This window comes from Cellvibrio chitinivorans (assembly GCF_035117775.1).
GTDB lineage: Bacteria > Pseudomonadota > Gammaproteobacteria > Pseudomonadales > Cellvibrionaceae > Cellvibrio > Cellvibrio chitinivorans.
On record NZ_JAYKKN010000006.1, the window covers coordinates 122,168 to 134,525 of the forward strand.

The 12,358-nt window shown below is 45.5% G+C and carries 10 protein-coding genes; 1 reads left to right on the forward strand and 9 read right to left on the reverse strand.

Translation table 11 applies throughout. The features are described 5' to 3' along the window. Positions 1-142: 142 nt before the first annotated feature. Positions 143-3,001 (reverse strand): valine--tRNA ligase, encoded by a 2,859-nt coding sequence (locus SPL68_RS15890; RefSeq protein WP_323816149.1) that lies wholly within the window; start codon positions 2,999-3,001, stop codon positions 143-145. Between the two features lie 252 nt (positions 3,002-3,253). Here SPL68_RS15890 and SPL68_RS15895 point away from each other — a divergent pair, with 252 nt between their 5' ends. Then, a complete protein-coding gene (locus tag SPL68_RS15895) occupies positions 3,254-4,249 on the forward strand; it encodes a glycosyl transferase family 90 (RefSeq protein WP_323816150.1) in 996 nt (331 codons plus the stop codon). Positions 4,250-4,424: 175 nt separating this feature from the next. Here SPL68_RS15895 and SPL68_RS15900 read toward each other — a convergent pair whose 3' ends face one another. The 8 genes from SPL68_RS15900 to SPL68_RS15935 all read right to left on the reverse strand — a co-directional run bounded on the left by SPL68_RS15900 (position 4,425) and on the right by SPL68_RS15935 (position 12,345). Continuing rightward, on the reverse strand, positions 4,425-6,569 hold the full coding sequence (locus SPL68_RS15900) for a lipopolysaccharide kinase InaA family protein (protein ID WP_323816151.1): 2,145 nt from the start codon (positions 6,567-6,569) through the stop codon (positions 4,425-4,427). Between the two features lie 33 nt (positions 6,570-6,602). Beyond that, a complete protein-coding gene (locus tag SPL68_RS15905) occupies positions 6,603-7,634 on the reverse strand; it encodes a glycosyltransferase (protein ID WP_323816152.1) in 1,032 nt (343 codons plus the stop codon). A gap of 195 nt (positions 7,635-7,829) precedes the next feature. After that, the gene (locus SPL68_RS15910; RefSeq protein WP_323816153.1) at positions 7,830-8,669 is read right to left on the reverse strand and encodes a glycosyltransferase family 2 protein; all 840 of its coding nucleotides are present in this window, start codon (positions 8,667-8,669) and stop codon (positions 7,830-7,832) included. A 25-nt stretch (positions 8,670-8,694) separates the two neighbouring features. Beyond that, positions 8,695-9,753, reverse strand: coding sequence for a lipopolysaccharide heptosyltransferase I (waaC, locus tag SPL68_RS15915; protein ID WP_323816154.1), 1,059 nt, complete (start codon positions 9,751-9,753; stop codon positions 8,695-8,697). Between the two features lie 32 nt (positions 9,754-9,785). Further along, complete coding sequence (locus tag SPL68_RS15920) at positions 9,786-10,181, reverse strand: DUF6165 family protein (protein ID WP_323816155.1); 396 nt, start codon at positions 10,179-10,181, stop codon at positions 9,786-9,788. Positions 10,182-10,282: 101 nt separating this feature from the next. After that, positions 10,283-10,978: an MBL fold metallo-hydrolase gene (locus tag SPL68_RS15925; RefSeq protein ID WP_323816156.1), complete on the reverse strand. Its 696-nt coding sequence runs from the start codon at positions 10,976-10,978 to the stop codon at positions 10,283-10,285. Next, positions 10,975-11,817 carry a sulfite exporter TauE/SafE family protein gene (locus SPL68_RS15930; protein ID WP_323816157.1) on the reverse strand — a complete coding sequence of 281 codons (843 nt, stop codon included), beginning with the start codon at positions 11,815-11,817 and terminating at the stop codon, positions 10,975-10,977. The genes SPL68_RS15925 and SPL68_RS15930 overlap by 4 nt, the downstream gene beginning before the upstream one ends. Continuing rightward, on the reverse strand, positions 11,818-12,345 hold the full coding sequence (locus SPL68_RS15935; RefSeq protein WP_323816158.1) for a rhodanese-like domain-containing protein: 528 nt from the start codon (positions 12,343-12,345) through the stop codon (positions 11,818-11,820). It abuts the gene before it with no gap. Positions 12,346-12,358 lie beyond the last annotated feature (13 nt).

Below are 12,358 nucleotides of genomic sequence, written 5' to 3' on the forward strand. Positions count from 1 at the left end.
GCGTAAAAAATTATTATCCAGGTGACGTAGGTTGGTGCTGAGCGCAGCGATGCCCAACACGATCTAAATCGGTACAAAAATATCCAATAAAAAAGCCGATGTTTTTGCATCGGCTTTTTTATTAATTGCAGAAAATTAACGATTAGAGCGCACTAATCTTTTGAATTTGCTCGCGCAATTTCTCTACCGACGTTTTGTTTTCAGCAACGCGATTGCGTTCGTTAGCAACAACTTCTGCCGGTGCTTTTGCCACAAATGCTTCATTGGCAAGTTTGGCTTCAGTGCGTTCGATGTCTTGCTGTAATTTGTTGCTCTCTTTAGTTAGACGAGCGATTTCAGCGTCTTTATCGATAATTCCCGCCATAGGTACCAGAATTTCCATCTGACCTACCAGTGCGGTTGCAGACAGAGGTTCTGCATCGCCTGCATTTAACCAAGTAACGCTCTCTAGTGACGCTAGCTTCTTCAGGAATTGTTGATTTGCTTGCAAACGTTGTTGGTCATCTGTGCTGCCATTTTTAAATAGCACATTCAGATCTTTCGCGGGAGAGATGTTCATTTCGCCGCGAATATTGCGCACACCCATAATGACCGCCTGCAGCCACTCAACATCTTTCAATGCTTGCTGATCGATTTTGCTTTCATCGGCGACAGGGTAGGCGGCATGCATGATGGTTTCGCCAGTCGCGCCTGCTAGAGATTTAATTTTCTGCCAAATTTCTTCAGTGATAAATGGCATTAATGGATGGCTTAAACGCAAAATGGTTTCGAGTACGCGAATCAAGGTGCGGCGGGTGCCTTTTTTACGCGCGTCGCTACCTTCGGATTTATCGAACAAAATTGGCTTCGATAATTCCAAATACCAGTCGCAGTATTCATTCCAGATAAATTCATAGATGGCTTGCGTTGCCAAATCCAATCGATAAGTATCCAGCGCTTCTGCTACAGCTTTTTCTGCTAATTGCAATTTACTGATAATCCAGCGGTCGGCAACCGATAATTCGAAATCTGTAGACCCATCTTGTGCGCAGTCTTGCCCTTCGCATTGCATTAATACATAGCGAGTCGCATTCCAGATTTTGTTGCAGAAGTTGCGATAGCCTTCTACGCGGCCCATATCGAATTTAATGTCGCGGCCAGTAGATGCGAGTGAGCAGAAAGTGAAGCGCAGTGCATCGGTGCCGTAAGCCTGAATGCCTTCGGGGAATTCTTTGCGCGTTTGCTTTTCGATTTTTGCAGCGTCTTTTGGATTCATTAATCCGGTAGTGCGTTTTTGCACCAAGGTTTCCAAATCAATGCCATCGATAATATCGAGTGGGTCGAGCACATTGCCTTTGGATTTCGACATCTTCTGACCTTGGCTGTCGCGAACCAATCCATGCACATAAACTGTTTTGAATGGGATTTGCGGTGTGCCGTCTTCATGCTTCACCAAATGCATGGTGAGCATAATCATGCGCGCAACCCAGAAGAAAATAATATCGAAGCCAGTAACCAACAAATCGGTTGGATGAAATTTCTTCAAGAATTCAGTTTGTTCCGGCCAGCCGAGCGTGGAGAAAGTCCACAGGCCTGAACTGAACCAAGTATCCAAAACATCTTCATCTTGACTCAGTGTTACATCAGCGCCGAGATTATATTTGCTGCGCACTTCTGCTTCATTGCGGCTAACGTAAACTTTACCGCTCGCGTCGTACCAAGCGGGAATACGATGCCCCCACCACAACTGGCGGCTGATGCACCAGTCTTGAATATCGCGCATCCAGGAGAAATACATATTCTCGTATTGCTTGGGCACAAATTGGATGCGGCCATCTTCTACGGCGGCGATAGCAGGTTCAGCCAGAGGTTTGGTGCTTACATACCATTGGTCGGTCAGCCATGGCTCGATCACTACGCCAGAGCGATCACCGCGCGGTACTTTTAATCCGTGGTCATCAATTTTTTCCAGCAATTCTGCTGCTTCAAAATCAGCAACGATTTGCTTGCGAGCTTCATAGCGATCCATGCCAGCGTATTGGGCGGGCAGGGTGCCATCGAGTTCGGTGTTCAAGCTGCCATCGAGGTTGAAAATTTGTGCTTGTGACAAAATTGCCGCGTTTTTATCAAGCACATTAATCAATGGCAGATTGTGGCGTTTGCCTACTTCATAGTCATTAAAATCGTGCGCTGGTGTGATTTTTACGCAACCGGTACCGAATTCGCGATCAACGTAATCATCGGCAACAATTGGAATTAAGCGATTAACCAATGGCAATAAAACAAATTTTCCGATCAATGATTTGTAGCGTTCATCTTCCGGGTGCACTGCAACAGCGCTATCGCCCAACATGGTTTCGGGGCGGGTAGTGGCTACCACTAAATAATTTTTGCCCTCTGCAGTAGTTGCTCCATCGGCTAATGGATAGCGCAAATTCCACAATGAACCTTTTTCATCGTGGTTTTCCACTTCGAGGTCGGAAATCGCTGTGTGTAATTTCGGGTCCCAGTTAACGAGGCGCTTGCCGCGATAAATTAATCCGTCTTCATAGAGGCGAACGAAAGCTTCTTGTACCGCAGTTGAAAGGCCGTCATCCATAGTAAAGCGCTCACGACTCCAGTCTACCGATGAGCCCAAACGACGGATTTGACGGGTTATAGTGCCGCCAGATTGCTCTTTCCACTCCCACACTTTCTCAAGGAATTTTTCACGGCCTAGATCATGACGGCTAACGCCTTGTGCTGCCAATTGGCGCTCCACTACCATTTGAGTGGCGATACCGGCGTGGTCGGTGCCTACTTGCCACAAGGTGGCATCGCCTTTCATGCGGCGATAGCGAATAACCGTATCCATAACCGCATTGTTAAAGCCGTGCCCCATATGCAGGCTGCCGGTGACGTTAGGTGGCGGGATCATCATGCTGTAAGGCGTGTTATCACCTGCGGGCTTGAAATAGCCCTTTTCTTCCCAGGTTTGGTACCACTGGCGTTCGATAGCATGGGGTTCGTAGGTTTTTTCCATAGTGTGGGAAACTCTCTAATCTGGGGCTGATGTGTAGCCTGAAATGACAAAAAATGGGCTGAGATTATAGCTTTTTTTATGCTTGCTGTGGCTTGTGTCTATGCCTACTTAGATTCCGTAGAAAGAGGTTGCTCGAATGAGTAATTTCATGTGATCTGTTGCTATGGTCTGGGTGAACGATACTGCATAATAGAAATTATTTAGCTGCTATCGAAATGATAGCGAAAGCTCATTTGGGGTAGAGAAGCGTTTATGGAGATGCTCGATCAGTTTGCTAAAAATTGGTACAAAACAGGTTATTACACGAAAGGGATGCTGCGAAATTTGTTGCCTGATAGCTATTGGCAAAGACAATTAGCGCGCCTGTTAGCTGATTTTGAATCAGCATCACCAGTTCAAAAAGAATATTTATTGCAACGTGTTAATTACTACAACAAATTAACAGGTGATTTTCAATTGCCCGATGGGCTGGATTTTGATCATCAGCTTTATAAGGGTAAGCGAAGTACTGCTTATGCAATGGATTTTTCGTGGTGGCTCTCTTTTTTTTCTGGTTTCTCCAATGAAAAATCGCTGAGTTATTCCTATTTGTTTGGCGATATAGTCCATGTACCCGATACCCCTACTTTTTTAAAAAGCCGACCTATCATGGAGGATGCTGCTAACGAAAACTCAGTTCTCTTAAAACTGAATCAAATCCGTCATTACTATACGGTGAAGGATAAAGCGCGGTTCGAGCAAAAAATTCCCAAAATGGTTTGGCGTGGAAGATCTAATCATCCAGACAGAGTTACGGTATTAAGTCGGTATTATGAAAATCCATTATGTGATGTAGGTGACACTCACTATCCGCATAAGCGGACAGTTTATGTGCGCCCCTTTATGTCCATTCCAGAACAATTGCGTTATCGCTATGTGCTTAGCGTGGAAGGCAATGATGTAGCGACTAATCTCAAATGGATTATGGCTTCAAATTCTCTTTGTTTTATGCGTAATCCACGATTTGAAACCTGGTTTATGGAGGGTAGTCTGGTTCCGGGTGTTCACTATGTGCAGCTACGGGATGATCACTCTGATATTGAGGAGAAGATTACTTATTACAATGCGCATCCAAAAGAAGCCGAATCCATAATTGCAAACGCAAATCGCTACGTTGAGCAATTCAGCAATCAGCATCAAGAGTTAATTATTACTCTTTTAGTAATGCAAAAATATTTCCGTTTGTCCGGACAATTGCAGCAAGGTTAATTATCGGTGGTGATAAAAAATCACTCAATGGGTAATGCTGAATTGCTGTGCGAGTAATAAGAGGGAGTGGATTATCGGCCGCAGTCCAACCTGATTAAAGTTGAACTGCTTCGTGCGAAGCTCAATTCAGTCCTGCAAAAGAGCTGAATTGAGTTTTAGATTTACTCGGTGTTCATCAAGACAATAGATAAATTGGTGAGCCATTGAGCTTAAATGTTTCAAGTGTTTTTCCTTCTCGATCCTGTGCCTGCGAAAATTCAATATCGGGTAGATAGGTTGATTCTTGCAGTGCCCACGCCATCCAAATAGCGCGATCATTCATTCTAAATTCCAAAACATAAACATCATTTGGCGTATCCAATTTCCGGATAAATGTTGCTTTTCCTAGTGTATTAAGGAAAAAAGCCAAAGCAGTAAAAGCCGGGCGAATTCGGAAGTTGTCGAGATCATCTACCAAACCATAACCGTGCGCCGATAATCTCCACCAAAACACCTGTTCTACATGGCCGGAGCACAGTGTGATTGCCAAATAGCGCAACATGTAATTTGCGTATTCATCTTCTGTTTCACCCGGTTGTTCACGTCGCCATTTTGGGGTTTCATAGGGGCAGCCGATAGGTGACCAAATACCAGTGTGTTGCACCGGCCAATTGACTTCAGACACAATAACTTTGTCATCGCAACGGTCTGACCATTGCGCCAGTGCTTTGAGTAGTGCAGATTTTTCCAGTGTGGAAAATTTATTGCCTTGAGTATTTTCTGGCGCGCCGCGTCTGTCTACATAGAGTAGGTGAGAAAGTGCTGCCAGCGGTTGATTTCTAGGTTGAGTGCCCAGTGCTGCAATTACTGGCAAATATTCAAAATCAATACAAGCTGGTCCGGTAATACGTACTTGTGGAAACTGCTGTTGCAATTCAAAGGCGGGCATCATTAGCTGTTGATATTCGTTACTGCTCCAAACACCCCATTTCAGGCGATTACTCGCATGCGTAATTTCAATATGCGCGACTTCATTTCCCAGATTTTCAAAAATAAGTGTGAGGAGTTTTTTCCATGATTCCGGTTGCAATAACGCTTGGCGATCTTGCAATACGGCGAGCATTACCTCGATATTTCTACTGCGTAATTCTTTAACTAGCGCAATAGTTCTGTGCCAGTCTTCAATTGTTTCATGATGACAAAAGCGAACTAATACTGGTGGGTTGCCTAGTTTTTCTAGCAGGGCCAGTTCTGTTTCTATGTAATCCGGGTGTGGGTGTAGCGCAACTCCTATGCGCCCCTGCATTTCAATAGGTGAACAATAGCTTTGTGCTAATAAGCGCTGGTAGTGCTTATAAATGCTTGGTGCGGCGCATAAGCCTTGCCATGTCATAGAAAATATATAGCGCCAGTTGCGGTAACTATGCTTTTCCTGTCGTCCGGGAGTGATCATGGGTTGTGCGGATTTTTCATCCCACAGCCAAATATCCTGCATTGGTGGATAAATTGGTTTTGACTTTGGTAGCTTTTTGCTTTTCCAGTGGCGAATAGGGTGCCGCCACTTGCCGCTGCGTCTATGACTCCAAAAGCGTTTGCGTGCTTTTTGCTCTAGTTGATCAAAGTCAGTGGATAAGTCTTGGTGTTTGTTGTAAATCCACTTGAAAATTTTTAAATAGGCACCGGGTAGGGCGATGCGAGCTAAATCAAATGCGCGTTGGGTGTCTGTTAATGGTACAGCTGAATATTTGCTGCGGTTTAAATCGATTAGATGTGGCTGAAGCCATTCGCCGGTTTCGCTGCGAGGTAACAAAATATTTTGATTGCCCATATCGCCGTGCATAAAACCGGCGTCGTGCATGGCGCGTATCGCAGGTGCAACCAGATGGAGTAAATCCATTAGCGGAGCATTGTCGCGTTGGTTGTAATAGATATCCGAAAGCGCATCCCTAAAGCTGATCCCTGGCTCGAACAGGCATACATAATAGCTTTCAAGCAGGCGACTATTTTCCCACTGGTCAAGCCATGCAATAGGAGCTGGCGTGCCTATCTGTTGCTCCTGCAAAAATATTGCGGCGCGAAAAGAACGCTCTGCCTTGGATTTGTTTTTTTTATCGTGATGATCTTTTATCCAGTTTTGACGCTTGAAAACTTTGATAGTGATATCGATTGTTTTTCCGTCGAGTGCTAGCGGCGCTTTTACTACGTAGTCAGGGCCATTGGAGAGACGCTTTGTCTCATAAGTATTTAGAAGCTGCTGAATGTGTTCCAGCTGCACGTGCACTTCATTGCTATCGAATTGCGGTGAGATTTCACCGACGAACTTTCCAATCGATTTAGTCATAATATTGGCTAAAGATAATTTTGGTTATGGCGGCTATGGCAAGGAAAACCTATCGTAAATCGCCTCAAGTTGAGCGGCACATTTGGTTAGTTGAAATTTTTCATCGATAAGTAAATTCTGTGTGGCCAGTATGTGCGTATGTTTTTCTGGATAACTGAGTAATTCGATAAGTTGGTCAGCTAGCTGGGTTACATTTTTTTCTTCGAAGTAAAAACAGGTTTCTTGTGGAATAAGATTGTCATGTAAACCTCCCGATGACGAGGTAACAACAAATACTCCGCTTGCCTGTGCTTCAAGTATCGAAATAGGCAGGCCTTCTGCGTCGCCGTTGTTTGCAGTAATGCTGGGCAAGCAAAAAACCTTTGATTGATCGATTAATTCTTTTACTTGTTGGCTGGTTTTTGCTCCGGCAAAAATAACATCGCGCAAATTAAGCGCTTGCACGCTTTGTTTTAGTTTTTCTTCAAGCTCGCCTTTGCCAACAATAATTAATTGGGCATCCGGCACCTTGGCTTTGACGGCGGAAAATGCTTCGATCAAATAAGGGGAACCCTTTTTTTCTACCAATCTGCCGACATAAACAATGTTGTTTTTTCTTTCCAAAACTGGCGTTGGCCCAGTGGAAAATTGCTGAGTATCAACACCGATATAGCTGACGGTAATTTTTTCTGCTGGAATACCGAAGGCAATCGCTCGATCGCGGATAGCACTGGATACCGCAAGAAAATGCACACTTTTTTCTCTCGCGAGTTGATCAAGTTGAGCAGGGTATTTCTTCTTGCGTCTACTGCGTTTTCCTTCTTCCCACCATTCGCGTCGAATGCTGATATCGAAGCCGTGCAGGGTGACTAGCATGGGGATGCCCAGCGCTTTCGCATAAGGCCAAATATCGACAGCTGAAGTTCCAAAATGAGCATGAATCAGTGATGGTGCCAAATCCTTAAGTGTCTTAATTCCTGCAGGATCGGGTTTGTTATTCCACCGGTTCAATTTATAGCGTAAGCGTTTGAAGAGGGATGAGTTTTTGGGGAGCAGCAATTGAGATTGGAGCATGGAAAAATCCAAGCTATTTTTTTTGTATTTATGGCCAACCAGTGTTGCATTCCAGTGTTTTAAACCCAGAATTTGCTGTTTGATGAACGTCTCGGAGTACGAAAGTAGTCCATCCTGATAAATCACGATTGATTTTTTATGCTTGGAGTCGAGTGTGCTCACAAATAGCTCCGGCCAAATTGATGTGTTCGTAATTAACGAAGTTGGCTAGTTAGTTGGGGGGACTTGATTTTTCACTATCCCGTTCGCGTTCCAATGGCGTCCTGTCCGCTTTACCTCATTGCGAATCGCGTAATTTTTTTTCCAGGTTTCCGGGTTGTCATATGCGCGAGGATGATCAAGGTGAAGGCAATTTACGCTATAGCGAACCTGTTTTCCTTTTAGGCCGAAATTCATTAAACGCTCGCCCAGCTCGCGGTCCAGTCCACCGTACTGCATGTCTTCATTAAAACCATTGCAGGCTTTGATATCGTTCGTCCATGTGGAGCTGTTCATGCCATTCCAGGTGGCTTTGGTTGGCGTGATGGCGTTGAGCAGGGCTTTCAGTGTTTTGCTTTTTAATAGTTTCCAGAGTTTATGGCTGGATGGTTGGCCTGCTTTTTTAAGCCAATCTATATTAAAAATAATGCCGCTTGCGATGTCAGATTCAGTGATTTTTTCTGATACAGGTGTTGTGAGTTTGACATAGCCACCCGATAAAAATTGACCGGGTTTTGCTAGTGATTGATGAATGCTAATGAAATCCGGTTCGGGAATGCAGTCGCCATCGGTAAAAATCAAATAGTCGCAATCAGTTTGTGCGATGGCTTTGTTAAGAATTTGGCATTTTTGAAAGCCATTATCTTCATGCCACACATGCTCAATTGTTAACTTTCCGCGCGCTCGGAAAAACTCGATGACATCGCGAGTGGGTTGCCCTGATCCATCATCGGCAATAATCACAGTGAAATTATTGTGACGCTGAGCTTCGTAACCAAATAGCACATTTTTAAGCCACTTGGGTTGATTGTAGGTGGTAATGACTACGCCCATCTTTTGCGGTGTCATAAACAAAATCCTGGATGAATTTGTATTAATGATTAAGTGATGTATTACCGGTAGAGCGCACAGAAAGTTTTTTCTGTAGAGCATCCCAAACTTGCCCGGCTTTTATGCTGCTCATACATTGCGGTGTTTCGGTGCTGTTCTCTGGCAGCCATTTGCAATGACGTTTATGACAGGGCATGCAATCCAGAGGTTCACTCATTTGCAAGTTGTGCGTGTGATCGCCAATCAAACCAACTTTTGTTGGTGATGTTGCGCCGTAAATAGCAATCGTGGGGGTTTCCAGTGCACCAGCGAGATGAGAAAAACCAGTGTCCAAACCTATTACGCCAGCGGCTGCTACCAGTTTTTCAGCAATAGTGGTGATAGAAAGGCGTTTTTCCGGTTTGGTTGCCTGCGGGTTACTGCGAATAATTTGATCGGCAATTGCCTGCTCTTGCGGGCTGCCCCAAATAATTTCTACATTGAAACCGGCATCAATTGCAATTTTTCCCAATGCTTCCCATTCACTGGTTGCCCAGAGTTTAGTGACCCAGCTGGTCCCGATAATAAATACCAGCTTGCGCGGATCTTCTTGGATATGTGTGAAGTTTTGGTTGATACCAAAATTTAATTTGGGGGCAGGTGTATAGCCCAGAGTCTTACCAATTAATTGGCGGGTACGCTCAACTGCGTGTTGGTTTTTATCCACTTGATGATGGCGTTTATAAAACCAGTGGGTGATAGATTCGCGTGCTGAATTTTTGTCGTAACCATCAATACCATTTCCCTTTGCACACTTCGCCATAGCGGCACTTTTGAGCAGACCTTGCGCGTCGATGATGTAATCGTAAGTTTCGGTGCGCAGTTCACGTCGCCAGCTTTTAAATTCTTGCCAGCTTTTCTTGTTGCGCTCTTTTGCCCAGCGACGCAAATGAATTGGGATGACTTTGTTTACACCTGGATGCCAATTAACGATTTCGCTAAAGCTGTCTTCCACCACCCAATCTATTTGCGCGTCAGGGTAATGTTGCTTGATATCGCTAATGGCAGGGAAGGTGTGAAATATATCGCCCATGGAGGACATTTTGATAAGCAGTATGCGCATGGGCGAATTCTTCAGTTAAATCGAACGGCAGGTTATTGATAATCTTTGTAAGATTTTTCTTCGATTAATTCTGAACCAAAGGCGAGGTTGATATCTTTTTTCACTTTTGCACGTTTGTCGTTAGTGACGTATACAGCACGCGCGAGTTGGATAAATTTATCGCTAAAGTCTTTTGCGTATTCGCAATCGCGAATGTCGTCTTCAATGATCCACAATTCTTGGTTGATATCTTTTAGTGCTTGTTTGAGCGGCGCCAGTTTTGTCTGGCCTTCGGCGTCCAGTAATTCACTGACCTTTTCGTTAAGAATATTTAGTTCATGAGTCACATTTTTGAGTTTGTTTTCATCGCCGATATTTACGGCTTTGATTTCCAAAATAGTGATTTTGTCGATAAGTTCGCCGAGGGAAATAGGTGCTTGGATCAGCATGGTGAGTCTCTCTACTGGTTTTTTGTGGCGGTAATTCTAGCAAATCAGTATAGATGTAGCGAATAGAGAAATCCTTTTCCTATTGGGTGAGGTATGGGGGATTAGTTGTTGCCACAAGCACGATTGGCTGGTACTGCGATATCCATCAGTTGTGGTGTGGGTAATTTCAAATTGTTCATTAATTCGACATAGGCATTAATGTCTTTGACTTGCAGGCGAGGGTTGTGGGCTTTTTCTTCGGCGATGCTGCTTTGTGACCAGCCTTTGTAGTCATGTCCGGGATATACCCATGTGTGATCGGGCAGGGTAAGGAGCTTATTGAACAGACTGTGATATTGGTCGTGCGCATTACCATTTTGGAAGTCGGTGCGACCTGTGCCGCGTATTAATAGTGTGTCGCCGGTGAAGATATAGTTTTGGCCGCTATCCTCCAATAAATAGGAATAGGAGTCATCTGTATGGCCGGGCGTATAAATAGCTTTGAGCTGTAATTGACCGATTTGGATCAGGTCGCCATCGTGCAGGCCTTGTGAGATACAAGCTGAGCCAGCTTCATCGCCTAACAGCGTAATACAGCCAGTTGCTTCGCGCAGAGATCCAGCGCCAGTGATATGGTCGGCGTGGGTGTGAGTGTCCAGTGCATAAGTCAGGGTTAGTCCCAGTTCCTCTAGAAGCTGCAGATATTTGGGCACCTCGCTTTTTACGCTATCAATCAACGCTGCCTGACGGGTGTGCTCACAGGCAATCAAGTAGGTATAGGTAGATGACTCACGTTCAAATAATTGGCGAAAGATCATAAAAAACTCCTCGTAAGAGTGATGATGCAAACGACTATCAGGCTGATGGCGAAGATTTTTTGTAATAGTGCGTTGGCGATTTTGTGGCTGACCTTTTGGCCGATAAGCATGCCCAGCACGCCTCCGGCAGCGACTAATCCCAAGCTTAGTATGTGACTGTTTCCATCGGCTGTACTGCCGCTCATTAACAGGTGGCTGATAAAACCTGAGCTGCTGATGAGGGCGATAATCAGCAATGATGTGCTGACGGCTTGCGCCATGCTGACTGCGCTCAACATCAGTAGCAGTGGAACAATTAAAAAGCCGCCGCCGACACCAAATAATCCAGACAGCAAGCCAACGATCAATCCGCCGATCAATAATCCGCTGACACAGCGTGGGCGCAATTCAAATTGGCCTGTTTTGCTCAGGTGACAAATCAGCCCGGGTGATGGGGTGTCAGTAAAATTGCCTGCGCGAACCACACTTGCAGCAGCAGGGTTGTTGCTGGAACTGATCCACATGCGCAGGGCAATGATTCCGGCCAAAAGCGTAAATCCGATTAGCAGCAGGTGTTCATCCAGTTGCAGCCCCAACCATTTTCCTGCGGGAGCACTAATTGCTCCGGCAGTGGCGAGAATGACACCAGGTCGCCAGAGCAGGGGGGCTGATTGTTTTTGTCGCGCATTGCGCAGGCTGCCATAAAGGGTACTTGCGGCAACGGCGCCAAGTGAAATACCAGCGGCGTCTGCCATCGGCATTCCCGCCAATAGCATCAACAAGGGCACCGCGAACACTGAACCGCCAGCGCCGGTCAGCCCCAGTACCAGGCCGATGATGATGCCAATAAGCAGTAACACTTACCGATTCCAAGGCATGCGTGCGATCAGCATGCCCATCATGCAGGTATCGGTAATACCGGCAAACATCAGGCCAGCGCCAACAAAGCCAGACAGCAGAAAGAAGTTGGTATCTACCTGAAACCCGAGCACCACGCCGAGTAGGGCTAAAAACCCAGCTGCGATACGCACTTGTCGTTCCAGCGACATAACGCCTTTGCCTTCATTTACAGGGATATTGGCAGCTTTAACCCCGTTGATACCGCCTTCAATTACGATCAATTCGGCATCGATTTTTCCATGCAATTGTTCCGCGGCCATTTGCGCGCGCTTGCCACCTTGGCATAACAGATAGATACAGCGGCCATTTTTGCCCTGTTTGGCGATTTCACTTTGCAGTCGCTCGGGGGTCAGCTCATGCAGCGGGATATGCAGACTGTCCGATAAGTTGGTCGCTTTGATTTCGGCTGCGGTGCGCACATCCAGAATGCAGGTGTCAGCCGTTTTTTGAGCCATTAAATCGCGTGGGTGGATCTGTTTGTGACTCATATAAACCTCGATG

What these genes read in the sequence shown, in the direction of transcription:
- SPL68_RS15890 (WP_323816149.1), bottom strand. Translation starts at nt 3,001, where the DNA reads ATGGAAAAAACCTACGAACCCCATGCTATCGAACGCCAGTGGTACCAA.
- SPL68_RS15895 (WP_323816150.1), top strand. Translation starts at nt 3,254, where the DNA reads ATGGAGATGCTCGATCAGTTTGCTAAAAATTGGTACAAAACAGGTTAT.
- SPL68_RS15900 (WP_323816151.1), bottom strand. Translation starts at nt 6,569, where the DNA reads ATGACTAAATCGATTGGAAAGTTCGTCGGTGAAATCTCACCGCAATTC.
- SPL68_RS15910 (WP_323816153.1), bottom strand. Translation starts at nt 8,669, where the DNA reads ATGACACCGCAAAAGATGGGCGTAGTCATTACCACCTACAATCAACCC.
- waaC (WP_323816154.1), bottom strand. Translation starts at nt 9,753, where the DNA reads ATGCGCATACTGCTTATCAAAATGTCCTCCATGGGCGATATATTTCAC.
- SPL68_RS15920 (WP_323816155.1), bottom strand. Translation starts at nt 10,181, where the DNA reads ATGCTGATCCAAGCACCTATTTCCCTCGGCGAACTTATCGACAAAATC.
- SPL68_RS15925 (WP_323816156.1), bottom strand. Translation starts at nt 10,978, where the DNA reads ATGATCTTTCGCCAATTATTTGAACGTGAGTCATCTACCTATACCTAC.
- SPL68_RS15935 (WP_323816158.1), bottom strand. Translation starts at nt 12,345, where the DNA reads ATGAGTCACAAACAGATCCACCCACGCGATTTAATGGCTCAAAAAACG.